Origin of the sequence: Amycolatopsis sp. lyj-346, from assembly GCF_046548975.1 — a bacterium.
In the GTDB taxonomy this organism is placed as follows: domain Bacteria; phylum Actinomycetota; class Actinomycetes; order Mycobacteriales; family Pseudonocardiaceae; genus Amycolatopsis.
The window spans coordinates 768,910-794,663 of record NZ_JAJPWT010000001.1 but is presented as its reverse complement, the minus strand read 5'-3'; the positions used below and the strand labels follow the sequence as shown (position 1 = coordinate 794,663).

General features: G+C 70.1%; 25 protein-coding genes. 14 read left to right on the top strand and 11 right to left on the bottom strand.

Going from position 1 to position 25,754, the window contains the following annotated elements:
* Positions 1–20 precede the first annotated feature (20 nt).
* The 3 genes from ACLJQE_RS03950 to ACLJQE_RS03940 form a co-directional block, all read right to left on the bottom strand.
* Positions 21–1,025, bottom strand: coding sequence for a cation diffusion facilitator family transporter (locus tag ACLJQE_RS03950; protein WP_410637541.1), 1,005 nt, complete (start codon positions 1,023–1,025; stop codon positions 21–23).
* A 17-nt stretch (positions 1,026–1,042) separates the two neighbouring features.
* Entirely contained in the window at positions 1,043–1,474 is a 432-nt protein-coding gene (locus ACLJQE_RS03945; RefSeq protein ID WP_410637540.1) for a DUF742 domain-containing protein, read from the bottom strand.
* Positions 1,475–1,792: 318 nt separating this feature from the next.
* Positions 1,793–4,006 carry a (Fe-S)-binding protein gene (locus tag ACLJQE_RS03940; RefSeq protein WP_410637539.1) on the bottom strand — a complete coding sequence of 738 codons (2,214 nt, stop codon included), beginning with the start codon at positions 4,004–4,006 and terminating at the stop codon, positions 1,793–1,795.
* A 158-nt stretch (positions 4,007–4,164) separates the two neighbouring features.
* Between ACLJQE_RS03940 and ACLJQE_RS03935 the strand changes: the two genes are divergently transcribed.
* Complete coding sequence (locus ACLJQE_RS03935; RefSeq protein ID WP_410638308.1) at positions 4,165–4,725, top strand: TetR/AcrR family transcriptional regulator; 561 nt, start codon at positions 4,165–4,167, stop codon at positions 4,723–4,725.
* 21 nt (positions 4,726–4,746) lie between these two features.
* The gene (locus ACLJQE_RS03930; protein ID WP_410637538.1) at positions 4,747–5,184 is read left to right on the top strand and encodes a GNAT family N-acetyltransferase; all 438 of its coding nucleotides are present in this window, start codon (positions 4,747–4,749) and stop codon (positions 5,182–5,184) included.
* Here the strand turns inward: ACLJQE_RS03930 and ACLJQE_RS03925 are convergent.
* From ACLJQE_RS03925 to ACLJQE_RS03915, 3 genes are all read right to left on the bottom strand, one after another.
* Entirely contained in the window at positions 5,181–5,348 is a 168-nt protein-coding gene (locus ACLJQE_RS03925; protein ID WP_410637537.1) for a DUF397 domain-containing protein, read from the bottom strand. The genes ACLJQE_RS03930 and ACLJQE_RS03925 overlap by 4 nt on opposite strands.
* Position 5,349: 1 nt before the next feature.
* Positions 5,350–6,189, bottom strand: coding sequence for a helix-turn-helix domain-containing protein (locus ACLJQE_RS03920; protein ID WP_410637536.1), 840 nt, complete (start codon positions 6,187–6,189; stop codon positions 5,350–5,352).
* 85 nt (positions 6,190–6,274) lie between these two features.
* A complete protein-coding gene (locus tag ACLJQE_RS03915; RefSeq protein WP_410637535.1) occupies positions 6,275–6,808 on the bottom strand; it encodes a YbhB/YbcL family Raf kinase inhibitor-like protein in 534 nt (177 codons plus the stop codon).
* 174 nt (positions 6,809–6,982) lie between these two features.
* Here ACLJQE_RS03915 and ACLJQE_RS03910 point away from each other — a divergent pair, with 174 nt between their 5' ends.
* The 7 genes from ACLJQE_RS03910 to ACLJQE_RS03880 all read left to right on the top strand — a co-directional run bounded on the left by ACLJQE_RS03910 (position 6,983) and on the right by ACLJQE_RS03880 (position 13,984).
* On the top strand, positions 6,983–7,753 hold the full coding sequence (locus ACLJQE_RS03910; RefSeq protein WP_410637533.1) for a DUF4097 family beta strand repeat-containing protein: 771 nt from the start codon (positions 6,983–6,985) through the stop codon (positions 7,751–7,753).
* A 27-nt stretch (positions 7,754–7,780) separates the two neighbouring features.
* Positions 7,781–8,014 (top strand): hypothetical protein, encoded by a 234-nt coding sequence (locus tag ACLJQE_RS03905; RefSeq protein ID WP_410637532.1) that lies wholly within the window; start codon positions 7,781–7,783, stop codon positions 8,012–8,014.
* 67 nt (positions 8,015–8,081) lie between these two features.
* A complete protein-coding gene (locus tag ACLJQE_RS03900; protein ID WP_410637530.1) occupies positions 8,082–9,524 on the top strand; it encodes an alpha/beta hydrolase in 1,443 nt (480 codons plus the stop codon).
* Positions 9,525–9,756: 232 nt separating this feature from the next.
* Positions 9,757–11,637, top strand: coding sequence for a molecular chaperone DnaK (gene dnaK / locus ACLJQE_RS03895; RefSeq protein ID WP_410637529.1), 1,881 nt, complete (start codon positions 9,757–9,759; stop codon positions 11,635–11,637).
* Entirely contained in the window at positions 11,634–12,341 is a 708-nt protein-coding gene (gene grpE / locus ACLJQE_RS03890) for a nucleotide exchange factor GrpE (RefSeq protein WP_410637528.1), read from the top strand. The genes dnaK and grpE overlap by 4 nt, the downstream gene beginning before the upstream one ends.
* A gap of 36 nt (positions 12,342–12,377) precedes the next feature.
* A complete protein-coding gene (gene dnaJ, locus ACLJQE_RS03885; RefSeq protein ID WP_410637527.1) occupies positions 12,378–13,553 on the top strand; it encodes a molecular chaperone DnaJ in 1,176 nt (391 codons plus the stop codon).
* A 5-nt stretch (positions 13,554–13,558) separates the two neighbouring features.
* Entirely contained in the window at positions 13,559–13,984 is a 426-nt protein-coding gene (locus ACLJQE_RS03880) for a heat shock protein transcriptional repressor HspR (RefSeq protein ID WP_410637526.1), read from the top strand.
* Positions 13,985–14,037: 53 nt separating this feature from the next.
* Here the strand turns inward: ACLJQE_RS03880 and ACLJQE_RS03875 are convergent, their stop codons facing one another.
* The 4 genes from ACLJQE_RS03875 to ACLJQE_RS03860 form a co-directional block, all read right to left on the bottom strand.
* On the bottom strand, positions 14,038–14,577 hold the full coding sequence (locus ACLJQE_RS03875; RefSeq protein ID WP_410637525.1) for a DUF305 domain-containing protein: 540 nt from the start codon (positions 14,575–14,577) through the stop codon (positions 14,038–14,040).
* Entirely contained in the window at positions 14,574–15,326 is a 753-nt protein-coding gene (locus ACLJQE_RS03870; protein WP_410637524.1) for a lytic polysaccharide monooxygenase, read from the bottom strand. The genes ACLJQE_RS03875 and ACLJQE_RS03870 overlap by 4 nt, the downstream gene beginning before the upstream one ends.
* 213 nt (positions 15,327–15,539) lie before the next feature.
* The gene (locus tag ACLJQE_RS03865; RefSeq protein WP_410637523.1) at positions 15,540–16,643 is read right to left on the bottom strand and encodes a globin domain-containing protein; all 1,104 of its coding nucleotides are present in this window, start codon (positions 16,641–16,643) and stop codon (positions 15,540–15,542) included.
* A 354-nt stretch (positions 16,644–16,997) separates the two neighbouring features.
* Entirely contained in the window at positions 16,998–18,173 is a 1,176-nt protein-coding gene (locus ACLJQE_RS03860) for a globin domain-containing protein (RefSeq protein ID WP_410637522.1), read from the bottom strand.
* A 308-nt stretch (positions 18,174–18,481) separates the two neighbouring features.
* Between ACLJQE_RS03860 and ACLJQE_RS03855 the strand changes: the two genes are divergently transcribed.
* From ACLJQE_RS03855 to ACLJQE_RS03840, 4 genes are all read left to right on the top strand, one after another.
* Complete coding sequence (locus ACLJQE_RS03855; protein WP_410637521.1) at positions 18,482–18,967, top strand: MarR family winged helix-turn-helix transcriptional regulator; 486 nt, start codon at positions 18,482–18,484, stop codon at positions 18,965–18,967.
* 99 nt (positions 18,968–19,066) lie between these two features.
* On the top strand, positions 19,067–20,254 hold the full coding sequence (locus ACLJQE_RS03850) for an MFS transporter (RefSeq protein WP_410637520.1): 1,188 nt from the start codon (positions 19,067–19,069) through the stop codon (positions 20,252–20,254).
* Positions 20,255–20,351: 97 nt separating this feature from the next.
* Positions 20,352–22,949: an ATP-dependent chaperone ClpB gene (gene clpB, locus ACLJQE_RS03845; protein WP_410637519.1), complete on the top strand. Its 2,598-nt coding sequence runs from the start codon at positions 20,352–20,354 to the stop codon at positions 22,947–22,949.
* Positions 22,950–23,110: 161 nt separating this feature from the next.
* A complete protein-coding gene (locus ACLJQE_RS03840) occupies positions 23,111–23,884 on the top strand; it encodes a hypothetical protein (protein WP_410637517.1) in 774 nt (257 codons plus the stop codon).
* On the opposite strand, the gene ACLJQE_RS03835 is transcribed toward ACLJQE_RS03840, so the two are convergent.
* A complete protein-coding gene (locus ACLJQE_RS03835) occupies positions 23,881–24,810 on the bottom strand; it encodes a hypothetical protein (RefSeq protein ID WP_410637516.1) in 930 nt (309 codons plus the stop codon). The two genes, ACLJQE_RS03840 and ACLJQE_RS03835, sit on opposite strands and share 4 nt — an antisense overlap.
* Positions 24,811–24,947: 137 nt before the next feature.
* Here ACLJQE_RS03835 and ACLJQE_RS03830 point away from each other — a divergent pair, with 137 nt between their 5' ends.
* Positions 24,948–25,703, top strand: coding sequence for an SDR family NAD(P)-dependent oxidoreductase (locus ACLJQE_RS03830; RefSeq protein WP_410637515.1), 756 nt, complete (start codon positions 24,948–24,950; stop codon positions 25,701–25,703).
* Positions 25,704–25,754 lie beyond the last annotated feature (51 nt).

The following is a 25,754-nucleotide window of genomic DNA, read 5'->3' as shown; positions in this document are numbered from 1 at the left end:
TGAAAGCCCTGCTGAAGCCCCTACTGGCTCTTGCTCCACCGCTCGGCGATGTCGCCGTAGCGCGCCAGCACCGTCGCCCGCAGCTCCGGATCCGACCGCGGCACCGGTTCGATGAACACCTCGGTGACGTCGTTGAACGTCTCCGTCAGCTCTGTCGCGAGCCGGACGCACGCGCGTTCGAGGTCCGCGGCGCCGAGCGAGTCGTCGAAGTCCACGCGCGTGCAGACCAGCACCTGGTCGGTACCCATCAGCATGGTCTGCAGGTCCACGACGACCTCGATCTCCGGCGCGTTGTCCAGGTGGTCGCGGACGCCGCGGACCAGCGTCGGGTCGGCCTGGCGCCCGACGAGCAGGCCGCGGTTGGTGCGGCCGAGCAGGTAGGCGACGCAGGCGAGCAGCAGGCCGATGGCGATCGACGCGACGCCGTCCCAGACCTCCGAGCCGGTGAGCTGGTGCAGGCCGATGCCGCCGAACGCGAGCAGCAGCCCGACCAGCGCGGCCGAGTCCTCGAACAGCACGGTCTTCGGCGTCGGGTCGTCGATGAGCCGCAGGTAGGTCCACAGCGAGCGGTTCGCGGCCTTCGACTCCCGGACGACCTGCCGCACGGCCTGCAGCCACGACGTGCTTTCGAGCACGAACGCCACGGCGAGGACGATGTAGCTGAGCACCGACGTGCTCTGCGCCTCGCCGTGCCCGAACAGCGTCGAAACGCCCTCGTAGAGCGCGAACATCGCCCCCGAGGCGAAGATCGAGACGGCCGCGAGCAGCGACCAGAAGTACCGCTCCTTGCCGTAGCCGAAGGGGTGTACGCGGTCGGCTGGGCGTCCCGAGCGCTTCAAGGCCGTCAGCAGCAGGACTTCGGTGATCGTGTCGGCCACCGAGTGCGCCGCTTCGGACAGCATCGCGCCGGAGCCGGTGATGATGCCCGCGACCAGCTTCATCACGGCGATCGCCAGGTTCACCCCGCCGGCGAGCAGGACGGTCAGGGTGCTTTCGCCGCCGGAGTTTCCGGATTGCTCACTCACCGTTGTGAGCGTAGTGCTCAGAGGCGTCGCAGGCCGTGCAGAACGCGTTCCATGAGCGCTATCGCGGGACGGCCGTCAGCGGAGGTCCGGCTGTCGTGGATGGTGACCAGGCCCTGCTCGGCCATGTCGTCCAGCAGGACGCGCGCGACGCCGAGCGGCACGCTCAGCGTGGCCGCGACCTCGGCGACCGAACGCGGGTGCAGGCACAGCGAGCGCACCGAGCGGATCTCCCCGGTCAGCCTGGCGCCGTCCCAGTGCGCCTCCGCCCGCGTCGAGACCATCGCTTCGATCGCGAGGTGCCGCCGCGACTGGGTCCGGCCGCGCGTGAGGACGTACGGGCGCACGAGGGTGCGCTGGATGGGCACGTAGTCCGAAGCGGGCCGGTAGCCGTCGGGGAGGGGGTTGAGAGCGTGTCGGCCGGTCGTAGTGGTCCGCCGGTCCTCGGCCATCCGTGCCGCCCCCTGTTTCCGTGATCGTCAAAGGTGCCCTCGCTGGCAACGGCGGCGGCGAGGAAAGGCCAGGATACGCCGCTTGTCCAGGGTTCAGGCCGTCGTTTCTCCTCAATCTGATGGGCCATTTCGGTGATTATCATGAACATTTTTCAAGAAAACGATTACCGAAGCAAAGCCCCAGCTAGCGAGCCTGCTGGGCAGGACAAAGTTGTGACAACGGGTAGCGGAATGGCTACGAAGTGGCCAATGTTTACGATCAAGAAAACGGCCCCGGTCAGGACTTCTGACCGGGGCCGCGCGTTCTCGGGAACTGTGTCACTCCTCCGCGAGTGACGGCGCTCCGAACGCCACCGGCTTCGGTTCCGGCTTGCGCTTGACCGCCTCCAGCAGCATCTGGGCGACGTCCACGATCTCGACCTTCTCGCTCGCGCTGCCGTCGCTCTGCCGCGCGGTGAGGCCGTCGTTCAGCATCACCTTGCAGAACGGGCAGCCGGTGGCGATCTTCGACGGCGCGGTGCCCAGCGCCTCGTCGACGCGCTCGACGTTGATCCGCTTGCCGATCTTCTCTTCCATCCACATCCGCGCGCCACCCGCGCCGCAGCACATCGACTTGTCGCCGTGCCGCGGCATCTCGCGCAGCCGCGCGCCGGTCGCGCCGACCAGCTCACGCGGCGCCTCGTACACCTTGTTGTGGCGGCCGAGGTAGCACGGGTCGTGGTAGGTGACGTCCTCGGCGACCGGCGCCACCGGCACCAGCTGCTTCTCCCGCACCAGGCGGTTCAGCAGCTGCGTGTGGTGCACGACGTCGAACTGGCCGCCCAGCTCCGGGTACTCGTTGGCGAGGGTGTTGAAGCAGTGCGCGCAGGTCACGACGACCTTGCGGGCCTTGCGCTCACGACCCTCGAACACCGAGTTCAGCACCTCGACGTTCTGCTGGGCCAGCATCTGGAACAGGAACTCGTTGCCGGCGCGGCGGGCCGGGTCACCGGTGCAGGACTCCTCCGAACCGAGCACGGTGTACTTGACGCCCGCCATGTGCAGCAGCTCCGCGACCGCGCGCGTCGTCTTCTTCGCGCGGTCCTCGAACGCGCCGGCGCAGCCGACCCAGAACAGGTACTCGGTGTCGCCGAGGTCGCCGTCGAAGACGGGCACCTCGAAGTCGAGGTCCTCGGTCCAGGCCAGCCGGTCCTTGGCGTTCTGGCCCCACGGGTTGCCCTTGTTCTCCAGGTTCTTGAACATGCCGTTCAGCTCGCTGGGGAACGACGACTCGATCATCACCTGGTAGCGGCGCATGTCGACGATGTGGTCGACGTGCTCGATGTCGACCGGGCACTGCTCGACGCAGGCACCGCAGCTGGTGCAGGACCACAGGACGTCGGGGTCGATGACGCCGCCGTCGTCGCCGATCAGCGTCTTCTGCGATTCGGCGATCGCGAGGACGTCGATGCCCGCGTACATGTTGTCGCCGGACAGGCCGACCTCGTCGCCCGCCATGTCCCGCTTGCCGCCGGCCAGCAGGTACGGCGCCTTCGCGTAGGCGTGGTCACGCAGCTGCGTGATGACCAGCTTCGGCGACAGCGGCTTGCCGGTGTTCCACGCGGGGCACTGCTCCTGGCAGCGGCCGCATTCGGTGCAGGTGGAGAAGTCCAGCCAGCCCTTCCAGCTGAAGTCCTCGATCTTGCCGACGCCGAAGGTGTCCTCGTCGGGGTCGGCTTCCTCGAGGTCGAGGACCTTGCCGCCGCTCATCATCGGCTTGAGCGCGCCGAGGGCGACGCCGCCGTCGGCCTCGCGCTTGAAGTAGATGTTGAAGAAGGCGCTGAAGCGGTGCCACGCGATGCCCATGGTCATCGTGCGCGCGACGACGATCAGCCAGACGGTGGCGCTCATCAGCTTGACGAACGCGAAGATCGTCACCAGGTTCGGGCTGGCCGGCAGCAGCTGGCCGATCGGGTTCGAGACGAAGGACGCCCACAGCGGCCCTTCGTGCGTGTTCAGCGCGGACTTCGCGGCCCGGACGCCGATGATGCCGATGCCCTCGATCAGGACGACGGCCTCGATGAAGTAGGCCCACTTGAAGCTCGAGCCGGCGAAGCGCGACTGGCGGTCGGCGCGGCGCGGGTGGTTGCGCTGGCGGATCGCCATCAGCACCAGGATGCCGACGATCGTGCCGAGCCCGAGCAGCTCCATGAGCAGCTGGAACGGCGGGAAGTCGTCGAGGACCGGCCAGCCCCACGTCGGGACGAAGACCTCGCCGTAGGCCTCGAACAGGGCGAGCGAGCCGAGCAGGAAGCCCCACATGACCAGCCAGTGGGCCGGCCCGACGCTGCGCTTGCGGTTCATCCGCGTGTGCGCGGCGAACTCCTTGATCAGCGTCTTCATGCGCGGCCAGAACGGGCCGTTGCGGGTCGAGTCGGGCTGCCCGAGACGGATGATGCGCACGAAACGCGCGATCGTCGCGGCGAACATTCCCCAGGCGACGACGCCGAGCAGGACCGAGATCCCGCCGAGCGTCAGTTGCAGAGCGCCCATCGTTCGGGTGCCTTTCGTCCGGATGATTCGTGGTGGGTTAGCCGGCAGACTAATGCTTCCTACCGATGAGTAACCCGTTGAGTAGCCCTAAGTCCCACCGATGTGGTGTACGTCGCTCTTTGTTTTGGGACGATCGTTCAGGTAGTTTTCACCCTATGGTGAAGCTGCAAGTGGACGGCCGGAAGGTGCGCGGCGAGAAGCGGCGCGCCGAACTCATCGAGGCCACGTTGCGGATCATCGAGCGTGACGGCGTCGCGGGCGTCACCCACCGGACCGTCGCGGCCGAGGCCGGCGTGCCGACGACGTCCACGACCTACCACTTCTCGTCGCTGGACGACCTGCTGGTCGCGACGCTCATCTCGTGCGCCCGCGACATGGCGACCGAGGTCTACTGGATGATCGACCGGGCCCGGTCCCGCGGTTCACGCGGCGCCGAGGAGGTCGCGGGCCTGCTGGCCGAGGCGCTGGGGCCGCGGCGCGGGCGCACGATGGCGGAGTACGAGCTGTACCTGCTGGCCGCGCGGAAGCCCGAGCTGCGCCCGGCCGCGCGACGCTGGCTGGACGTCCTGACGTCCATGGTCCGCCACGACGACGAAGTGGCGTTCCGGGTCTTCCTCGCGGGCATCGACGGGCTGCTCATCCAGGGCCTGATCGACGACGAGCCGCCGTCGGCCGACGAGCTGCGTCCGGTGGTGGACTACCTGCTGAAACCGCGTTGACGTGCCGATTATTTTCGGATCATGCGAACTTTTGGCGACTACGAACTCGACGACGACCGGACGCGGCTGGACCTCGACGTGCTGTGGAAGTTCCTCTCCACCGAGGCCTACTGGGGCCGCTGGCGCACGCGCGAGCAGGTCGAAGCCGCCGTCGACGGCTCGTGGCGGGTCGTCGGCGCCTACCGCGGCGATGAGCAGGTCGGCTTCGCCCGCGCCTTCTCCGACGGCGTCTCGTCCGCGTACCTCGCCGACGTCTTCGTCGTCGACTCCGCCCGCGGCAGCGGTCTCGGCAAGGAGATCGTGCGGGAGATGATCGACAACGGTCCCGGCGCTCAGTTCCGCTGGATGCTCCACACCGCCGACGCGCACGGGCTGTACCGGCAGTTCGGCTTCGCCGAGCACACCCGGGGGCACTACCTGGAGCGCGAAGGGCCCAACTCGGCGAACTTCACCGACTAGCGCCGCGTCAGGTCAGTGAGGAGGGCGTCCCACGATCGGGTGGTGATTTCGAGGGTTCCGCCCGGGCGGTCCTTCGTGTCACGGATCCGCACCACCGGGGCGAGCGCCACTTCTACGCACTCGGCCTCTGGCCCGCTGTAGCTGGACTTCCGCCAGTTGTGCATGTCAGGCCTCCAGTTCGGCGATCACCCCCTCGACGAACGCGCGCGAGTCGGCCACGTTCAGCGCCAGGGATGCCATCGTCTTCGCGGCGGACTTGTAGTCCGCCACCTGATCCTCAGCGTAGAGGTAGGCGCTGCCGCGGTACTGGTCCAAGAAGACGATCGCGGGCAGGTCCGAGTACTCGAAGACGCTGAACGAACCGTTGAGTCCGGGGTGGTAGTCGCCGCCGGACGGAACCACCCGCAACTCGATCCGGTTCGGGACGTCAAGAAGGTGCCGGAGCTGCTCGACCAGGGTTTCGGTGCCGCCGATCGGCTGCCGGAGCGCGCTCTCGCCGAGCAGGATGGAACATTCCGGCGCGCGGTGCTCGCGCAGCGCCGACTGGCGGATCATCCGCACCTTCAGCCGCTGTTCGATCAGCTGCGCCGGAGTGCCGCCGAGGGCCAGCACCGTCCGCGCGTAGTCCGGCGTCTGCAGCAGGCCGTGCACCACCATCGGCTGCCAGCTGAAGATCGTCGCCGCGGTGCGCTCGTATTCGGCCAGCGTCGTGAGGATCGACGGCGCGTCGGGCATCTCCTTCTCGAGCCAGTTCGGCTCGCGCGCGTTGCGGGCCAGCTCGAACAGCCTGTCGCGCTCGGTGCCGAGCACCCGCAGCTGCCCGAGCAGGAGCGCGACCTCTTCGATCCGGGGCACCCGCAGGCCGAGCTCCCAATTGGACAGTTCGGCGGCGTGCACGTCCGTGGCGCGGGCCAGCTCGCGCAGCCCGTACCCGCGCGCCTTCCGCGCTTTCCGCAGTCCGAACCCCAGCGCCCTGGACCGGGGTGTCGCTATCGGTGGTGACATGACCGCAGTGTGTCAGCGGGGTCCGACAAAAACGGGCCCGGCTCCGTTGCCGATCCGCAACAGCGCCGGGCCCGTCCCGGAAAACTCAGCCCTTGTTCTCGTACACCGGCGTGAGCACCGCGCGGGCCAGGGTGTGCCCGAACATGTTGAAGCCGAGGAACGCCGGCGTCGCGTCCTCCGGCACCTCCAGCTTGTCCAGGTCGAGGGCGTGCACCGCGAAGTAGTAGCGGTGCGGGCCGTGCCCGGGCGGGGGCGCGGCGCCGAGGAACTGCTTGACCCCGCCGTCGCCCTTCAGCGTCACCGCGCCTTCGGGGAGGCCGGAGCCGTCTCCCGCACCGGACGCCAGCTCCGTCACCGAAACCGGGATGTTGAACACCGCCCAGTGCCAGAATCCGCTGCCGGTCGGGGCATCCGGGTCGTAGCAGGTGATCGCGAAGCTCTTCGTCTCCGCCGGGAAGCCTTCCCACGCCAGGTGCGGCGAACGGTCCTCGCCGCCGGCACCGAAGATACCGGACAAGTGGGGCGTGGCCAGGGTTTCGCCGTCGGCGACGTCGTTGCTGCGCAGGGTGAACGACGGCACGTCGGGCAGGGACTCGTACGGACCGGGTGCTTGCGGCATGGATCCTCCTGATCACGGAACTGGAGACTTGCGCCAGGTTAGGCCCCGGGCACCACCCCCGCGTCTCAGGGAGGGATCTCAGGGTCTTTCAGGGGGTTACCCCCATGTACGGCCTGCTCACCCCGGCATAACGTTTCTCACGCAGAGGAAACACCACTGAGGGGACCAACCAGCATGGCGCGCCCGCTTCTGGCTTTGGGAGGCATCGTCCTGATCGGCGTCGGCCTGGCGACCGCGCTCGGGTGGGGCTGGGGTTCGGACTACGAGAACACCGGCACCGTTTCGCAAACCATCCGCAGTGTGAAGCTCGAGGCCGATTCGGGGGCGGTGAAGATCCGCACCGGCTCGGGGCAGACGACGGTGCGCGAAGAGGTCAGCTACCACTGGCGGAACAAGCCGGACGGGCCCTTCTACCGCGTCGAAGGCGACCAGCTGGTGCTCGGCTCGTGCGGCACGAACTGCGAGGTCGACTTCGAGGTCGTCGTGCCGGCGGGGGTGCCGGTCACGGGGAACGTCGACTCCGGCGGGCTGGACGTCGCCGGGATGTCGACTGTGGACGTTCACGTCGATTCCGGGCACGCGAAGGTCGAGGACGTCCCGGGCGCGGTGAAGCTGCGGGTGGACAGTGGTTCGATCGACCTGCGGAACGTCGGCGCGGTCCAGCTGCAGAGCGATTCCGGCAGCATCACCGGCGACGACGTGCACGGCCCGGTCGACGTGACGTCCTCCAGCGGCAGCGTCGAATTCGCGCTGGTGCAGGCGAACGACGTGAAGGTGCACGCCGACAGCGGCAGCATCGACTTGAAGGTGCCGAACGGGCCGTACCGCGTCCAAGGCGACAGCGACAGCGGGCACCGCGACATCGGCGTCCAGACCGACGGCTCGGCCCAGCACGTGCTGGACCTGACGACCGACAGCGGCAGCGTCACGGTCCGCGCGGCCTGACTTTCACTTACTACGGGGGCATTTCCGATGGGCAGGATCGAACGGCGCGTGCTGGTGGCCGCGCTGCTGGGGGCGGTGGCGATGTTCGGCGCCGTCGGCTTTACGCGGGGCGGGCCCGCGGAAACGCCGGCGCAGGGGGTGCCGGTCACCGCGGATTCCCACTATCGAGTGACTTCCTGGGTTGGCACCCCGGCCGAAGTCGTTGTGCAGCAAGGAAAACCGGATTTCTTCCTCTCCTCCTGGACGGCCCGCCACTCCTGAACTGTCGGTGGCCGCTGTTAGGAAGGAAGCACGCCGAAGGCCGGCGTGCAGGGGAGGAACACACATCATGGACGTGCGCCGGGTCGTCGCGGTCATCGCGGCGGTCGTGATCATGGCGGGTGTACCGGCCGTCGCCGAAGCGTCGGCGCTTTCGTGGCGCCCGTGCGCCACGCAGCAGGAGCCGTCGGCTGAGTGCGCGACGGTCGACGTGCCGATCGACCGCGCGCGGCCGGAGCTGGGGTCGGCGCGGCTGGCGCTGGCCCGCCTGCCCGCGCGTGATCCGAACAGGCGGATCGGGTCGCTGCTGGTGAACCCGGGCGGGCCGGGCGGCTCCGGGGTCGGGTTCGTGCAGTTCGGCGGGCTGGCCTCGCCGGACCTCGCGCAGCTGCGCGAGCGCTTCGACGTCGTCGGGTTCGACCCGCGCGGCGACTGGTACAGCACGCCACGCATCACGTGCGACGCGGCAACGCTGTTCGACCCGGCGCTGGACCGGTTCCCGTCGACGCGGGCCGGGTTCGACGCGCTGGTGGCGCACAACCGGAAGGCCGGCGCGGACTGCCTGGCCCGGACCGGCCCGCTGCTGGCGAACGCGGACACCCAAAGCGCGGCGGAGGACATCGAGACGATCCGGATCGCGCTCGGCGAGCCGAAGATTTCGTGGCTGGGCCTCTCCTACGGCACCGAGCTGGGCGCGGTCTACGCGTCGAAGCACCCCGGCCGGGTCCGCTCGATGGTGCTCGACGGCGCGATCGACCACGCGCGGCCGATGAACCAGGCCATCCTCGAGGAAGCCGCGGCCACCGAGGACGCGCTGGTGCGTTTCGCGGAGTGGTGCCGCGGCTCGGCCGGCTGCGCGCTGCACGGCCGGGACGTCCTCCGCTTCTACGACGACGTCGTGGCGAGGGCCGCGCGCGGGGGCATCTGGTCGAGCGAACTGGGCCGGTCCGCGACGGCCGACGAAGTCTCGGCGGGCGTCTACGGCCACCTCTACCTCCGGGACGACTGGCCGGCGCTGGGCAAGGACCTGGCCGCGGCCGGGGGCGAGTTCCCGGACGCGAAGGGGCTGACCGAGCGGAACCAGTTCCTGTCCCCGATCTACGGGGCCTACCGGGCGATCGGCTGCCACGACTTCCCGTCGCCGTTCACCAGGCCGGCGGACCTGGCCTGGATGGCCCGCCTGCTCCGCGCGGCGGCGCCGCACAGCTGGCGGTACTCGGAGTACTGGGACTTCGCCGCCGGGTGCACGGGCTGGCCGGTCCCGGCGAAGAACCCACCTCAGCCGCATCCGGTCCACGGCGCCCCGCCGATCCTGGTGGTCGGCGGCGCACACGACCCGGCGACCCCGCTGGTCTGGGCCCGCGGACTGGCGGCGAGCATCGACGGCGCGGCCCTGCTCACCCGCACCGACGACGGCCACACGGGCCTGTTCAACTCCCCCTGCACCCGGGCGGCCGAGGTGGCGTACCTGGTGAACGGGGTCGTCCCCGGCCGCGGAGCGGTCTGCCGGTGAGCCGAACCGGCCGGTGAGCGGCGTCACAGCACATTGGGGGCGCTCGGCTACCGGACCCGGGAACAAGAACCCGGATCGCCTCGTTAGGCTGGGTACAGAGGTTGAGCGCAGTCGACTCAAGTCCGGCTTGACGGGGTGCGCGAAGGCCCGATAGAACTTGCCAGGACCTCGCTCAAGGCGAGGGCGAACGTGCAGGTCACGAACATAGCAGCCGTACACAGGAGGAACCACCATGGCGCGAGCGGTCGGCATCGACCTCGGCACGACCAACTCGGTCGTCGCCGTCCTTGAGGGCGGCGAGCCGACGGTCATCGCCAACTCGGAAGGCTCCCGGACCACCCCTTCGATCGTCGCCTTCGCCAAGAACGGTGAAGTGCTGACCGGCCAGCCGGCGAAGAACCAGGCCGTCACGAACGTCGACCGGACGATCCGGTCCGTGAAGCGGCACATCGGCACCGACTGGAAGACCGAGATCGACGGGAAGAACTACACCTCCCAGGAAATCAGCGCGCGCGTGCTGATGAAGCTGAAGCGCGACGCCGAGGCGTACCTGGGCGAGACGATCACCGACGCGGTCATCACCGTGCCGGCGTACTTCGAGGACGCCCAGCGGCAGGCCACCAAGGAAGCCGGGCAGATCGCCGGCCTGAACGTGCTCCGCATCGTCAACGAGCCGACCGCCGCCGCGCTGGCGTACGGCCTGGACAAGGGCGAGAAGGAGCAGACCATCCTGGTCTTCGACCTCGGTGGTGGCACCTTCGACGTCTCGCTGCTGGAGATCGGCGAGGGCGTCGTCGAGGTCCGCGCCACCTCCGGTGACAACCACCTCGGTGGTGACGACTGGGACGAGCGCATCGTCAAGTGGCTGGTCGACAAGTTCAAGGCCACGAACGGCATCGACCTGACCAAGGACAAGATGGCGCTGCAGCGCATCCGCGAGGCGGCGGAGAAGGCGAAGATCGAGCTGTCCAGCTCGAACTCCGCCGGCATCAACCTGCCGTACATCACCGTGGACGCGGACAAGAACCCGCTGTTCCTCGACGAGCAGCTCTCGCGCGCCGAGTTCCAGAAGATCACCGCGGACCTGCTCGAGCGCACCCGCAACCCGTTCAACAACGTCATCCGGGACGCGGGCATCGCCGTCGGCGACATCGACCACGTCGTGCTCGTCGGTGGTTCCACCCGCATGCCGGCCGTGTCGGACCTGGTCAAGGAGCTGACCGGCGGCCGCGAGCCGAACAAGGGCGTGAACCCGGACGAGGTCGTCGCGGTCGGCGCGGCGCTGCAAGCCGGTGTGCTGAAGGGCGAAGTCAAGGACGTCCTGCTGCTGGACGTCACGCCGCTGTCGCTCGGCATCGAGACCAAGGGTGGCGTCTTCACCAAGCTCATCGAGCGCAACACCACGATCCCGACCAAGCGCTCGGAGATCTTCTCCACCGCGGACGACAACCAGCCGTCGGTGCAGATCCAGGTGTTCCAGGGTGAGCGCGAGATCGCCGCGCACAACAAGAAGCTCGGCATGTTCGAGCTGACCGGTCTCCCGCCCGCCCCGCGTGGCGTGCCGCAGATCGAGGTCACCTTCGACATCGACGCCAACGGCATCGTGCACGTGACCGCGAAGGACCTGGGCACGAACAAGGAACAGTCGATGACGATCACCGGTGGCTCCGCGCTGCCGAAGGACGACATCGAGCGCATGGTCAAGGACGCCGAGGCCCACGCCGAGGAAGACAAGAAGCGCCGCGAGGAAGCGGAGACCCGCAACCAGGCGGAGACGCTGGTCTACCAGACCGAGAAGTTCGTCAAGGACAACGACGACAAGCTGCCCGAGGAGCTCAAGGGCAAGGTCAAGTCCGCGATCGACGAGGCCAACGAGTCGCTGAAGGGCACGGACTCGAACAAGATCCGCGAAGCGATCGAGAAGCTGAACACCGCTTCGCAGGAGCTGGGCACCGCCCTGTACGCCAACGCGAACGCCGACGCGGCGGCCGGTGCGGCCGGTGGCGCCGGTGCCGGTGCGGGTGCGGCCGGGGACGCCGGTGCGGCCGGCGGCCAGGCCAAGGCCGATGACGTGGTGGACGCCGAGATCGTCGAAGAGGACGAGAAGAAGTGACCCACAGCTACGACGAATCCGAGAACCAGGGCCGAGGCCCCGAGGAGCCGGTGGTCGTGCGGGACCGGCGCCGGGTGGACCCCCAGACCGGGCAGGTCCGCCCGCCCGGTCCGGCCCACGCCGCGCCGGAGCCGGAGGAGGCGCCCGTGGAGCACGCGGGCCCCTCGCTCGGCGAGACCATCGTGGACGACTCGGTGTCGGTCGTCTCCGACGTGGAGAAGGAGCTGGCCGAGCGCACCGCCGACCTCCAGCGCCTGCAGGCCGAGTACGCCAACTACCGCAAGCGGGTCGAGCGCGACCGCGAGGCGGTCGTGATCGGCGCGAAGGCGACCGTGGTGAACGACCTGCTGCCGCTGCTCGACGACCTCGAGCGGGCCGAGCAGCACGGTGACCTCACCGGCGCGTTCAAGGCGGTCGGCGACAAGCTGATCAGCGGCCTGCAGCGCGCGGGCCTCGAGTCGTTCGGCGCCGAGGGCGAGCCCTTCGACCCGAGCGTGCACGAGGCCGTGCAGCACAACACCTCGCCGGACGTGGCGGGCCCGACGGTCACCGTGGTCATGCGCCGCGGGTACCGCTTCGGGGACCGCGTACTGCGGGCGGCGCTGGTCGGCGTGACCGACCACGAGCCCGGTGCGGCCCCGGGGGACCCGTCCGTCGGTGGCGAGCTGCCACTCGACGGCGGAGTCGATGAGCAGCAGCAGTAAGCACTATCCGGTTCAAGTGGGAGGAGGAGACGCCCGATGAGTGCACGGGAGTGGATCGGTAAGGATTTCTACCGTGAACTGGGCGTCTCCTCCGACGCCACCGCGGACGAGATCAAGAAGGCCTACCGGAAGCTGGCCAAGGAGAACCACCCGGACGCGAACGCCGGCAACGCGCAGGCGGAGCAGAAGTTCAAGGCGGTCTCCGAGGCCTACGGCGTGCTCTCCGACGCGAGCAAGCGCAAGGAGTACGACGAGGCGCGGCGGCTGTTCGGCGGCGGGGGTGGCTTCAACTTCCCCGGTGGCGGCGGTGGCGGCAGCTTCGACATGGGCGACATCTTCGGCCAGGCCGGCGCCGGCGCGGGTCAGCAGGGCGGCTTCGGCGGGCTCGGCGACATCCTCGGCGGGATCTTCGGCCGCGGCCGGGCGTCGGCGGGCGCGACGGCGAACCGGCCGCAGCGCGGTGCCGACGTCGAGACGGACGTCCGGATCGACTTCACCGAGGCGGTCAAGGGCGCGACCCTGCCGCTGCGGCTGTCGAGCCCGGCGACCTGCGCGACCTGCAGCGGCAACGGTGCCCGGCCGGGCACGTCGCCGCGGACCTGCTCGACCTGTTCCGGTTCGGGGCTGGTCAGCCGCAGCCAGGGTGCGTTCGCGTTCTCCGAGCCGTGCCGCGACTGCCGCGGCCGCGGGACGATCATCGACGACCCGTGCCCCGAATGCGGCGGCGAGGGCATCAGCACGCGGACCCGCACGCTGACCGTCCGGATCCCGCCGGGCGTCGACGACGACCAGCGCATCCGGCTGGCCGGGCAGGGCGAGCCGGGCCGGGGCGGGGCGCAGGCGGGAGACCTGTACGTCCGGGTGCACGTGGCCCCGCACCCGCTGTTCGGGCGCAAGGCCCTCGACCTGACGATCACCGTGCCGGTGGACTTCACGGAACTGACGCTCGGCACCACGATCACGGTGCCGACGCTGGAAGCCAAAGTCTCGCTCAAGGTGCCGCCGGGCACCGCGAGCGGACGGGTGCTGCGCGTGCGCGGCAAGGGCATCGCCAAGCGCGACGGTTCGCAGGGTGACCTGCTCGTCACCCTCCAGGCGGCGATTCCCGCCAAACTGGACGACAAGGCGCGCGAAGCACTGCAGGCGTACGCCGAGGCGATGGCCGGGCACGATCCCCGGCCCGAGATCACCGAGCTGCTGCAAGGTAGGTGAGCGTGATGTTCGGCGGGATTCCGCAGGAAGGCGACGAGGAAACCCCGGTGTTCGTCATCTCGGTGGCGGCCCAGCTCGCCGGGATGCACGCGCAGACGTTGCGCACGTACGACCGGCAGGGCCTGGTGTCACCGGGCCGCACCCCCGGCGGCGGGCGGCGCTACTCGATGCGGGACATCGCGCTGCTGCGCGAGGTCCAGCGCCTGTCGCAGGAGGACGGCGTCAACCTGGCCGGTATCAAGCGCATCATCGAACTGGAGAACCAGGTCGACGCGCTGCGGGCCCGGATCACCGAGCTGACCGAGGAACTGGCCGCGGCGTACGTCGCGGCGGAACAGGCCACGGCGGCGGCGCACGCGTCCTACCGCCGGGACCTGGTGCCGATGAACCAGCAGACGGCATTGGTGGTCTGGCGCCCCAAGCGCCGCTGACCACCGAAGCGGCGAAGGCCTTCCCGGGCGACCGGGGAGGCCTTCGCCGCGGGTTACGCCTTGGTGTTCAGCAGCTGCTTGACCTCCGCCGTCCGGGACTCGATCACCCGGCGAGCCAGCTCACGCGCCTGCGGGTTCACGCCGCCGGCTGCCCCGTTCTCCGCCTGGGCCAGCTCGATCGCGCCCTGCTGCTGTCCTGTCAGGACGTCCAGGAAGCGGCGGGTGAACTCGCCGTCCGGGGCCGCCTTCAACGCCCCCACCAGGTCCGGCGACATCATCTTCAGCCCGCCGTGGCCCGCGTGGGCCTGGGGGTTCAGGTCCGTCGTGTCGGGCTGGTTCCACTCGCGCAGCCAGCGCCGCATGTCGTCGATCTCGGTCCGCTGCGTCACCTCGATCGCCGCCGCCAGCTCCTTCAGCTCCGCCGGGAGCGGGCGGGCCGCCGCCAGGCGGACGATCTCGATCCCTTGCTGGTTCTGGGGAATCAGCATCTGCAGGAACATCACGTCGGCCGCGTTGTACCCGGGCGCGGCCGGCGTCGCGCCGCTGCCGCATCCGGCCAGCAGCAGCGCGACGACGGCCAGGACCACTCTCACTGGCGTTGCCAGAGGGCCGGCGTGTTCGGCGGCTCCCAGCCCGCGATCGCCGTGTGCGGCTGGAGGCAGCGGTAGCTCGCGCCGCCGTACGTCACGACGTCGCCCGCCTTGTACGCCGTGCCCGTCGCCCAGGTGCCACCCGTCGGCGGCTTGGTCGTCGGGGGCGGGGTCGTGGTGGGCGGCGGGGTCGTGGTCGGTGGGGTGGTGGTCGGCGGCGGGGTGCCGCCCCCGCCGACCTGCAGGTCGACGCAGCTGTAGAACGCGTTGGCCGTGTCCGAGATGTTCCAGATCGCCAGTACCTTGATCCGGCCCGAATAGCCGGCCAGGTTCACCGTGTGCGACAACGTCGGCGGCGGCTGCTGGTTGTTGCCGCTGAACACCGCGACGCGGGTGTTGCCGACGTAGTACTCGTAGTTCGACGTCGCGTGCCGGGCGGTGAACACCCAGTTGAACGTCACCGTGCTGCCGACCGACTTGGCAGGCCACGGCTTCGACTCGTCGGTCAGCTGGGCGAACTGCGACAACCCGCCGTTGCAGCTGCGCAGGCCTTTCGGGCCTTCGACGCTCTGCGGCTCGTAGACGATGTTGCCGCAGCCGGAGACCTTCCCGGCCGCGCAGTTGGCCTGCCGGCTGGGCGGATCGGACACGTAACCGTGTGCGTTCGCCGACGTGGCGGGGAGGACGACGACCAGCACCGGCGCGAACAAGGCGCCGGCCGCGGCCGCGAAGAGCTTGCGTTTCCAGGTCATTCCGGCTCCTCGAAGGGGAACGGCGTTGTTCCGAAGGGGAGGACGAACGAGCACATCGGAGGACGATGTGGTCTAGACCATAAGGCGATTAGGGCACAACGGTCAACGAACTACCGCCGTTCGCCGGTTCCGCTGCTCCGCTCGGCCCAGTGCGAAGGTCGGAACGGCTGGTGCGGGTGTTCGCCGAAGAAAAAGGAGGTCACCCGGCACACCTCAGTCCAGCGTGAAGGGGTCGTAGGATATTCGTTCCAGATCGATCCCCTTGGCCAGCAGCTTGGCGACGGTCGCCTGGATCATCGGTGGCGAACCGGAAACGAGGACGTCGTGGTTGCGCCACGTGCCGCGCTGGGTGACGGCGTGGGCGAGCGTGCCGCGGTCGCCGCCGGACAGTGCGCCCTCCTCCGTCACCGGGGTGACCGTCAGCCACTTCGACGTCGCGGCCAGCCGTCGCAGCTGCTCCAGTGCGTACAGGTCTTCCGGTACCCGGCCGCCGAAGAACAGGTGCACGGGCGGGTTGCGCTTCCAGCGGGACAGATCGTCGAGGATCGCCAGCAACGGCGTGATCCCCGTGCCGCCGCCGATCATCAGCAGGCGCCGCTTCGTGGAGGTCGGGCGGACGTTCAGCACGCCCATCGACGGCCCGAGGCGCCAGACGTCCCCCGGTTTCGTGTGGTTGACGATGCTCCCGCTGACCCAGCCGCCGGGCACCGCGCGCACGTGGAAGGTGAGCTGGCCGTCGCCGCGGGGCGCGTTCGCCGGCGAAAGGTACCGCCAGAACCGCGGCCGCTGCGGCACTTCGACGCTGACGTACCCGCCGGCGCGGTAGGGCAGGAGGCCTTCGGTGCGCACCTTCACCAGCGCGACGTCGCGGCCGAGCTTCCGGTGCTCCAGCACCGTCGCCTCCCACGCCGCCGGTCCCGTCTCCGACTGGGCGGCCTCGCGCATCGTCTTGGCGATCAGCCCGTAGGCCGAAGTCCACGCCGAAGCGACCTCGGCGGTCCACTTGTCCTTGAGGAACCGTTTCAACGCGGCGATCAGCGCGACGCCCACGGCGTCGTAGTGGCGGGAGACGACGGCGAACTTGCGGTGGTCGCGGCCCAGCTGCCCGAGGAAGGTGACCAGCTCGTCGGGCCGGTCGACCATCTGCACCACGTACACGAGGGCACGCAGCAGCCTGCTCCGCTGCGTCGTCATGGTCACCGGGAACAAATCCCGGCAATCGGGGGCGACCACGAACAACGCACCGTAGAAGTACTGCGCCAGTGCATCAGCTTTCGGCTCGACCTCCGCAAAACTTTCACGGATCAACCGGGCCATCTCTCGACCTTCCACGGCCGAAACGGGAAGCGTCTCGGGCATGGTGGAGATCTTCACGGATTCAGCACTCATCGGGAACGGTAATCTCCAGTCGTGCAAAGGATTTCGCGCCGTGCATGCGGCGTCGCTGTGGCGGTGCCGCCCCCGAGGGTTCCCGACTGTAGGCGAATTCCCGTGCAGATGCGCGTGATTCCGCGCGTTCCGCTCGAACGGAGCAATTCAAGTACGCCCGGTCAACCCCGCCTGTCGCTGCGTGAAAATGATCACGCGTCGGATTCATCTGTTACTGGTTGCCGATTTCCGAAGCGTAACGAAATCAATCACCGGACGGCGGATTGCAGCCGCCCGGTGCGGCTAGTCGATCGTGAACGGGTCGTACTGGATCTGGTCCAGCGCGCTGCCCGCGACCAGCATGCGCGACACCGTCGCGCGGATCATCGCCGGCGAGCCGGACACGAGGATGTGGTGGCCGGGCCAGGAGCCGTACCGCGTCACGGCCTCGGCCAGGGTGCCCTGTTCGAACCCCGGGACGTCGCCGCCGCGTTCCACCACCGGCGTGACGGTCAGCCACGGGTTCGTCGCGGCGAGCGCGCGCAGCTCTTCGAGGTCGTAGAGGTCCTCGCGGGCCGGGCCGCCGTAGAACAGGTGGGTCTTCGGGTTTTCGCCCCACAGCGCGAGGTGGTCGAGGATCGCCCGCAGCGGCGCGACGCCCGTGCCGCCCGCGACCATCAGCACGGCCCGCGACGCCTCCCGGTCGACCGTCATCCGGCCCAGCGGCGGGCCGAGCCGCCAGACGTCCCCGGGCTGGGTGTGGCTGACGATGGCGCGGGAGACCCAGCCGCCGTCGATCGCGCGGACGTGGAACTCGATGCCGCCGTCCTCGCGCGGCGCGTTGGCCGGCGAGAGGTAGCGCCACAGCCGTGGCCGCTGCGGCACTTCGACGCTGACGTACTGGCCGGGGTGGTACGGCACCGGCTGGTCCGGCACCAGCCGCACCAGGGCGAGGTCCCAGGTCAGCCGCCGGTGCTCGACCACGGTGGCCTGCCACGACGGCGGGTTCGTGTCGGACGCGGCCGCGTCCTGCATGGCTCGCGCGGCGATGGTGAACGCCTCGGCCCACGCCCGTTCGACCTCGGGCGTCCACGCCGGGCCGAGGTGGTTCTTGAGCGACGCCAGCAGCGCCGTCCCGACCGCTTCGTAGTGCCGCGGCACCACGCCGAACTTGCGGTGGTCGCGGCCCAGCTGGCGCAGGAAGGGCGCGAGGTCGTCCGGCCGGTCGACCATCTGCACGATGTGCACCAGCGCCCGCACCAGCCTGCCGCGCTGGATCTCCATGTTGATCGGGAAGAAGTCGCGCGTGGTCGGGGCCAGGGTGAACAGCATCCCGTAGAAGAACTGCGAGATGTCGGCGATGTACGGCTCGGACCTGGCCCAGCTGTCCCGGATGAGCCGGACCATCGCGATCACGGCCGCGGGGGCTTCACGCGGGGCCGAAGACCTGGGGAGCGGGCTTACCGAGTCGGCTGTCATGGAACGGTCACGAGTCCGGGACGGTTGAGCGGGGACACCCGATCATGCACCGCCGGCCCGGGTGCGGTGACGGCAGTTCAGCCCACGGCCGCCTCCTGGGTCCATTGCCACTGCCTCCACCTCGTCACTCGTCCGCACCGCGCGCGCGGTCCGTCCGCAGGGTAGCCGCCGGGCGCCCTTTTGCCCGCATTGTTGCTCCGACCGGGTGTATTCGCCCCGGTCAGGCGTGGGCGACCTCACCGGAGAGATGATTGTCCACGGCAAGTGTCCGGCAATATACTTGTATGGCGCAACCAAGGAGGTACCGAATGGGCTTCGACAACACCGACGACGACGTCCGGGTCGAGCTCATGCGAGAGCTGAAGACCGCTTCCCAGCTCCAGCACGCTTGGGTCATGCAAGCCTGGCAGAGCGAGCCCGGGCTGCACCCGGCCGCCGCGATGCTGCTGTCCGACCTGGCGAAGAACGGCGAGACGCGGCCGTCCGAGCTCGCGAAACGCCGGTTCGTCGACCTCTCGGTCGTCAGCAGGCAGATCACCCAGCTGTCCGCGGCCGGGCTGGTCGACCGCCGCCCCGCCCCCGAGGACGGCCGGGCGTCACTGGTCAGCGTCTCCGAGAAGGGCCAAGCCGAGCTCGCCCGCTGGCGCGCCAACTACATCGAGTTCATGGAGAAGGCGCTCGGCGGCTGGGACGACGAGCGCGTCACCGACCTCACCGCGCGCCTGGCGGAGATGAACGCCGACCTCCGCCAGGCCCTCGGCAGCGACGCCTGCCTGGCCGACACGAACAAGTGACACCGCGGGGAGAGGCACACCGGAAGTGTCCTTTTCCCCTGTGGAAACTGTCCGTTCGGTCCTGACTTAGGGGCATTCGTCAGGGTTAACGTCGGTGGGGTGACGCGTGACCGGGTCGCACTGCTGTGCGCGCTGGGGATCGACAACTTCGGCTCAGGTCTGTTCCTCCCGTTGGCGCTGGTTTACGTGACGCAGGTGGTCGGCATGCCGCTGGCCATGGCCGGTGCCGCCGTCACCCTCGGCGCCGTCGGCGGGCTCGTCGTGCCGCCGCTCGCCGGCCGGCTCGTCGACCGGTTCGGGCCACGGGCGGTGGTGACCTGCGCCCAGCTGCTGCAGGCCGCGGGTGCGGGTGCGTACCTGATCGCCGACCGGGCGGCCCTCGTGGTGGTCGCGGCCGTCCTGCTGTCGGCCGGCCAGCAGCTGTTCTACAGTTCACTGTTCGTGCTGATCGCCGACGTCGCGGGCGACGGCCCGAAGGACCGGCCGTTCGCCGAAGTGGGGATGATGCGGGCCGCCAGCTTCGGCCTCGGTGGTCTCGTGGCGGGTGCGCTGCTGACGTGGCTCGGGAACGCCGGCTACCGCGTCGCGCTCGTCGTGGACGTGCTGACGTTCTTCGTGGCCGCGTCGATCCTCGTCTTCTTCGTCCGGCTCGCGCGGCCGCACCGGCCGGTCCGCGAACGGTCGGTGCGCGTGCTGCGTGACCGGCCGTACCTCGCCCTCATCCTCTTCAGCGGGCTCTTCGGGCTCTCGCTGGACTTCTTCCTGATCGGCACGCCGGTGTTCGTGCTCGACCGGCTGCACGGCCCGGCCTGGCTGCCGGGCGCGATCCTCGCCCTGCTGACCGTGCTGACCAGCGTCGGCGGCACGCTCGCGCTGCGGCTCACCGCCCGGCTGACGCGGATCGACGCGATGCGCGTCGGTTCGGCGTTGTTCGCCGCGTGGTGCCTGGTCAGCCTGGGCGTGCTGCTGGTGCCCACCGGCTGGCAGGTGGGGTACCTGCTCGTGTCGACGCTGGTGTTCGCCGCCGGTGACCTGGTCTTCGGGCCGAGGTCGGGGGCGCTCGCCGAGGCCGCGGCACCTCCGGTCGCCCGCGGTCGTTATCTCGCTGCGTACCAGTACGCGTTCACCGTGGCGCACGTGATCGCGCCCGCCGTGGTGGCCTTGTTCTCGGTCGCCGACTGGTTACCCTGGGTGCTGGTGGGGACGTGCGCCGGCCTCGCGGTGGCCGGGCTCGGCACCCTCGGCTCGCGGTTGCCGGCGAGCGCGGTCGCCCCCGGGCGAAGTTGAGCGGAACAGACTCAAGTTTTCGTGCGTTAGAGAAAGTGGCGGGTCACGGTCAGGCCTGTCACCAGGACTTCTCGCAGTACCGAGCATGAGGTGAGGGATGGACGCTTTCAACCCGACCACGAAGACCCAGCAGGCGATCTCGTCGGCGGCGCAGGCGGCCACGATGGCCGGCAACCCGCACGTGTCGGCGCCGCACCTGCTGGGCGCCCTGCTGGCGCAGGGTGAGGGGCTGACCGCGCCGCTGCTGACCGCGGTCGGGGCCGACCCGGAGGTGGTGCACAAGGAGCTCGAGCCGCTCATCGCGGCGCTGCCGTCCGCGACCGGCGCGACCGTGTCGAGCCCGCAGTTCGACACCTTCGCCGTCAAGTCGCTGACGCGCGCCCAGAAGCTCGCCACCGAGCTGGGCGACGAGTACGTCTCGACCGAGCACCTGCTCGTCGGGCTCGCGACCGAGGGCGGCCAGGTCGCCGACCTGCTCAAGCGCCACGGCGCGACGCCGGACGCGCTGCAGGAGGCGTTCGCCAAGGTCCGCGGCTCGGCCCGGATCACCAGCGCGGACCCGGAGAGCACGTTCAAGGCGCTCGAAAAGTACGGCGTCGACCTCACCGCGCGTGCCCGCGCCGGCGAGCTCGACCCGGTCATCGGCCGCGACACCGAGATCCGCCGCGTCGTGCAGGTGCTGTCGCGGCGCACGAAGAACAACCCGGTCCTGATCGGCGAGCCGGGCGTCGGCAAGACGGCCATCGTCGAGGGGCTGGCCCAGCGCATCGTCGCCGGTGACGTGCCGGAGTCGCTGCGGGGCAAGCGCGTCGTCGCCCTCGACCTGGGGTCGATGGTGGCCGGCGCGAAGTACCGCGGCGAGTTCGAGGAGCGGCTGAAGGCCGTGCTCAAGGAGATCACCGACTCCGCGGGCGAGGTCGTCACCTTCATCGACGAGCTGCACACGATCGTCGGCGCCGGCGCGACCGGCGAGGGCGGTGCGATGGACGCGGGCAACATGATCAAGCCGATGCTCGCCCGCGGCGAGCTGCGGATGGTCGGCGCGACCACGCTCGACGAGTACCGCCAGCACATCGAGAAGGACGCTGCCCTGGAGCGGCGCTTCCAGCAGGTGCTCGTCGGTGAGCCGTCGCCGGAGGACACGATCGCGATCCTGCGTGGGCTCAAGGAGCGTTACGAGGTGCACCACGGTGTCCGGATCACGGACGCCGCGCTGGTCGCCGCCGCGACGCTGTCCGACCGCTACATCACCGCGCGCTTCCTGCCGGACAAGGCGATCGACCTGGTCGACGAGGCCGCGTCGAAGCTCCGCATGGAGATCGACTCGCGGCCGGTGGAGATCGACGAGGTCGAGCGCGCCGTGCGCCGGCTGGAGATCGAGGAGATGGCGCTCGCGAAGGAGAGCGACGCCGCTTCTCGCGATCGGCTGGCGGCGTTGCGCGCCGAGCTGGCCGAGAAGCGCGAGACGCTCACCGCGCTGACCGCGCGCTGGCAGAACGAGAAGGGCTCCATCGAGCGCGTCCGCGAGCTCAAGGAGCAGCTCGAGCAGCTGCGCGGCGAGTCGGAGCGCGCCGAGCGCGACGGCGACCTCGGCAAGGCCGCCGAGCTGCGCTACGGCCGGATCCCCGCGCTGGAGAAGGAGTTCGAAGCGGCCACCGCGGCGAACGAGGCCAGCCAGCAGAACGTCATGCTCAAGGAGGAGGTCGGCGCGGACGACGTCGCGGACGTGGTCAGCGCGTGGACCGGCATCCCGGCCGGACGGCTGCTGGAAGGCGAGACCGGCAAGCTGCTCCGGATGGAGGAGGAGCTGGCCCGGCGCGTCATCGGGCAGGCCGAGGCCGTGCAGGTCGTCGCGGACGCGGTCCGCCGCGCCCGGGCCGGCGTCGCCGACCCCGACCGGCCGACCGGTTCGTTCCTGTTCCTCGGCCCCACCGGCGTCGGCAAGACCGAGCTGGCCAAGGCGCTCGCCGAGTTCCTGTTCGACGACGAGCGCGCGATGCAGCGCATCGACATGAGCGAGTACGCCGAGAAGCACTCGGTGGCGCGCCTGGTCGGGGCCCCGCCGGGGTACGTCGGCTATGACCAGGGCGGCCAGCTGACCGAGGCCGTGCGGCGCCGCCCGTACTCGGTGGTGCTGCTCGACGAGGTCGAGAAGGCCCACCCGGACGTCTTCGACGTGCTGCTGCAGGTCCTTGACGACGGGCGGCTGACCGACGGCCAGGGCCGGACGGTGGACTTCCGCAACACCATCCTGATCCTGACGTCCAACCTCGGCTCGCAGGCCATCGCCGACCCGTCGCTCGACGAGCGGCAGCGGCGGGACGCCGTGCTGGACGTGGTGCAGCGGCAGTTCAAGCCGGAGTTCCTCAACCGGCTCGACGACATCGTCGTGTTCCACTCGCTCGGCACCGAGCAGCTGACGTCCATTGTGGACATCCAGGTGGCCCGGCTGGCTTCGCGGCTCGCGCAGCGGCGGCTGAACCTGGAGGTCACCGACGGCGCCCGCGAGTGGCTCGCGCTCAACGGCTTCGACCCGATCTACGGTGCCCGTCCGCTGCGGCGGCTGATCCAGTCGGCGATCGGCGACAAGCTGGCCAAGGAGCTGCTGTCGGGCGGGGTCCGGGACGGCGACACCGTGCTCGTCGACGCCCCGGAGCTGGAGGCCGGCAACGCGCTGACCGTCACCCGCGTCTGACCGTTCGTGAAGGCCACCTCGCTCGAGGTGGCCTTCACGGCTGTCCACAGTGGTTCGTGCCGATTTGTCGACCCGGAACCGCGGAAAATGCTCCGAATGGGCCCGGCGACACGGGTACCGGCGATCATCCCTCCGGCGTAACAGGCGATACCCTGGCGGTCGTGGGTATTCCGGCGTGGATCTGGTTCGTCATCGCGGCCGTCGCCCTGGTGGCGGGGCTGGGGTTGCTCGCGGCCGACCGGGCGAAGGAGGGCTCGCGCAACCGCGAGCGAATGCGCTGGGCACAGTTGCGCGGCTGGCAGTTCGTCGAGGAGGACGAGCGCCTGCCGCAGCAGTGGTCCAACGGCGCGATCGGCTACTTCGGCGCGGACGCGGCCGTGAACGTGGTCGCGGGTTCCACCTTCACCTCCGACGGCCGCCGCCCCGTGTTCATCTTCGACATCGAGACCGAGGGCCAGATCCCCGCGGTCGTGGTCGCGGTGCGCTGCAACAAGAAGCACCGCATCCCGATCGAGATGTGGCTGTCCAGCGTCCCGTTCCAGCGCGCGGACATGCCCGAGATGCTCGGCCCGATCGGCGCCCGGTACGCGTTCGCGGACGACGCGGACGGCGCCCGCGCGGTGATCACCCAGGAGCTCGTCGACGCGGCCGACCAGCTGGGCGGCGACGTCGGCGTGGCCTGGCTGGAGAACGAGTGGGTCCTGGCCAGCGTCGCCCCGACGGCAGGCCCGTCCCGCCTGGAGCGGCTGCTGCGCGACCTGGGTGAGATCGCGGACATCGTGGACCCGTTCGACGAGGACTACGACGCGGGCCGCCACCAGGCGAGCGCCCCGGTCCCGTCGGAGGCCACGGCCCCGGCCCCGGGCACCCCGGCGGCGGGGACGCCGGTTCAGCAGCCGCCCGCGGACGCGGAACCGAAGCCGAGCGAGAGCTAGAGGCCGAGCATTCGCTGGTCGAGGACGCTGAGCGACCCCGACCGGTCGAGGGTGCCGCGCATTGACGTCGTGGTGCCTTCGGCGTGGATCACGTGGTCCACGCTCAGGTCGCCGCGGATTGAACCGGCCGGGCCGGCCGGGCCGAGGGACTGGGTTGTCTTCGCCAGGCCCCATGCCGGGCCCAGCTGGCCGCCTGCTTCGTGGCTCTGGCCCACGTCCAGGACGCCGGTGAGCTGGCCCGTTGCGTACTGCTCGGACGCCGTGCCGACCGCGCCGAGGCGGCCGAGGTCGGCCGCCTGGCCCGAGGACCGGCGGGCTGACAACGCTCCCTGGAGGTCGCCGGCGAAGGTGCCGTGCAGGCCCGTGTCCAGCTGCTCCGCGTTCTGGCTCAGCACGTCGACGCCCTCGGCGGGCCAGATGCCGTGGCTCGTGCCTTCGCCCAGGCCGATCCGGTGGTCGGCGCCGCCGTCGAGGGGAGCGAGTGACACGTTGCGGGAAGCGCCTTGGCCGAACCGCTGGCTGTTCGCGGTGACCGCGCGGACGCCGCCCAGGCTCAACGTGTGCCGGCCGGCGCGGGCGAGTGACTCCGCTTCCCGCGACGCGGCCGACGTCTCCGTCTGCCGCTCTTCGCGGCGGGTGATCGCGGACCCGGTCAGGTCGTTGGTGAGCACTACGCCGGCGATTTCCTTCGCGAGGAAGTCGTGGCGGGTCGCCGTCAGCGTCTCGCGCACCACCGACGAGCCGTCCTCGCCCGACGTCGCGACGTCACGCCGGAACGTGCTGTCGTCGCGGTGGTCGAGGGGCAGGGTCAGCTCGGCCGGGCTCGCGAGTGCCGCGGCGGGGGCGGCGAAGAGCAGCGCGACCGGCGCCGCGCCCGCGGCGACCTTGGGCAGGTAGCCGCTCTTGCGCCTGGTGTGCTTACCCATGCGGCGGACGATACTTCCCCGCCCATTCGAACGCACGTCCACCCGTGACCAGCGAGTATGTTCACCCACATGACCACCACAGGTTTCTTTGCCGGGGGTCCGGGTGGCGGAGCCCCCGGCCCGGGGCGGAGCCCCGGATGAACACCGCTCTCATAACCGGAGCGACCGCCGGTATCGGCGCCCAGTTCGCCCGCACGCTCGCCGCCGAGAAGTACGATCTGGTGCTCGTCGCCCGCGACGCCGCGCGGCTGGACGCCTACGCCGCTGAGCTGCGGGAAAAGCACGGCGTCGCCGTCGAAGTGCTCTCCGCCGATCTGTCCGAAGTGGACGGTCGAACGGCGGTCGAGGAGCGGCTCGCGGCCGGGCCGGTCGACCTCCTCGTCAACAACGCCGGCTTCGGGCTGAACGGCGACTTCTGGACCATCCCGCCGGACGCGCTGCAGCGCCAGCTCGACGTCAACGTCACCGCGGTCCTGCGGCTCACCCGTGCCGTGCTGCCCGGCATGATCGAGCGCGGCCACGGCGAAATCATCCAGGTCAGCAGCGTCGCGGGCTTCTTCAGCGGCCGCGGCTCGACCTACACGGCCAGCAAGAACTGGGTCACGTCCTTCACCGAAGGCATTGCCGCTTCGCTGCCGAAGGGCATCCGGATGATGGCGCTCTGCCCCGGCTTCACCGCGACGGAGTTCCACGAACGGGCCGGCATCGGCAAAGCCGGCCCGAAAATCGCCTGGCTGGGTGTCGAACAGGTGGTCGGCGAGGCGCTCGCGGACCTGCGCCGCGGCAAGGTGATCTCCGTGCCGAGCCTGCAGTACAAGGTCGTCGTCGCGATCGGCGGGCTGCTGCCGCGCGCGGTGCTGCGCCGGATCAGCGGCGGCCGGGGCCGCACCTGAAAAGGGGCACTTTCACGTGAAAGTGCCCCGGTAGGGCTGTCCCTACCGGGA

Excerpts from the sequence above, each read along its gene's own strand:
- dnaK (WP_410637529.1), top strand. The coding sequence starts at position 9,757 with ATGGCGCGAGCGGTCGGCATCGACCTCGGCACGACCAACTCGGTCGTC.
- ACLJQE_RS03915 (WP_410637535.1), bottom strand. The coding sequence starts at position 6,808 with ATGCCGCAAGCACCCGGTCCGTACGAGTCCCTGCCCGACGTGCCGTCG.
- ACLJQE_RS03920 (WP_410637536.1), bottom strand. The coding sequence starts at position 6,189 with ATGTCACCACCGATAGCGACACCCCGGTCCAGGGCGCTGGGGTTCGGA.
- ACLJQE_RS03860 (WP_410637522.1), bottom strand. The coding sequence starts at position 18,173 with ATGACAGCCGACTCGGTAAGCCCGCTCCCCAGGTCTTCGGCCCCGCGT.
- ACLJQE_RS03945 (WP_410637540.1), bottom strand. The coding sequence starts at position 1,474 with ATGGCCGAGGACCGGCGGACCACTACGACCGGCCGACACGCTCTCAAC.
- ACLJQE_RS03865 (WP_410637523.1), bottom strand. The coding sequence starts at position 16,643 with ATGGCCCGGTTGATCCGTGAAAGTTTTGCGGAGGTCGAGCCGAAAGCT.
- ACLJQE_RS03940 (WP_410637539.1), bottom strand. The coding sequence starts at position 4,006 with ATGGGCGCTCTGCAACTGACGCTCGGCGGGATCTCGGTCCTGCTCGGC.
- ACLJQE_RS03930 (WP_410637538.1), top strand. The coding sequence starts at position 4,747 with ATGCGAACTTTTGGCGACTACGAACTCGACGACGACCGGACGCGGCTG.
- ACLJQE_RS03855 (WP_410637521.1), top strand. The coding sequence starts at position 18,482 with ATGGGCTTCGACAACACCGACGACGACGTCCGGGTCGAGCTCATGCGA.
- ACLJQE_RS03835 (WP_410637516.1), bottom strand. The coding sequence starts at position 24,810 with ATGGGTAAGCACACCAGGCGCAAGAGCGGCTACCTGCCCAAGGTCGCC.
- ACLJQE_RS03870 (WP_410637524.1), bottom strand. The coding sequence starts at position 15,326 with ATGACCTGGAAACGCAAGCTCTTCGCGGCCGCGGCCGGCGCCTTGTTC.
- ACLJQE_RS03925 (WP_410637537.1), bottom strand. The coding sequence starts at position 5,348 with ATGCACAACTGGCGGAAGTCCAGCTACAGCGGGCCAGAGGCCGAGTGC.
- ACLJQE_RS03900 (WP_410637530.1), top strand. The coding sequence starts at position 8,082 with ATGGACGTGCGCCGGGTCGTCGCGGTCATCGCGGCGGTCGTGATCATG.
- dnaJ (WP_410637527.1), top strand. The coding sequence starts at position 12,378 with ATGAGTGCACGGGAGTGGATCGGTAAGGATTTCTACCGTGAACTGGGC.
- ACLJQE_RS03905 (WP_410637532.1), top strand. The coding sequence starts at position 7,781 with ATGGGCAGGATCGAACGGCGCGTGCTGGTGGCCGCGCTGCTGGGGGCG.
- ACLJQE_RS03880 (WP_410637526.1), top strand. The coding sequence starts at position 13,559 with ATGTTCGGCGGGATTCCGCAGGAAGGCGACGAGGAAACCCCGGTGTTC.
- ACLJQE_RS03910 (WP_410637533.1), top strand. The coding sequence starts at position 6,983 with ATGGCGCGCCCGCTTCTGGCTTTGGGAGGCATCGTCCTGATCGGCGTC.
- ACLJQE_RS03830 (WP_410637515.1), top strand. The coding sequence starts at position 24,948 with ATGAACACCGCTCTCATAACCGGAGCGACCGCCGGTATCGGCGCCCAG.
- clpB (WP_410637519.1), top strand. The coding sequence starts at position 20,352 with ATGGACGCTTTCAACCCGACCACGAAGACCCAGCAGGCGATCTCGTCG.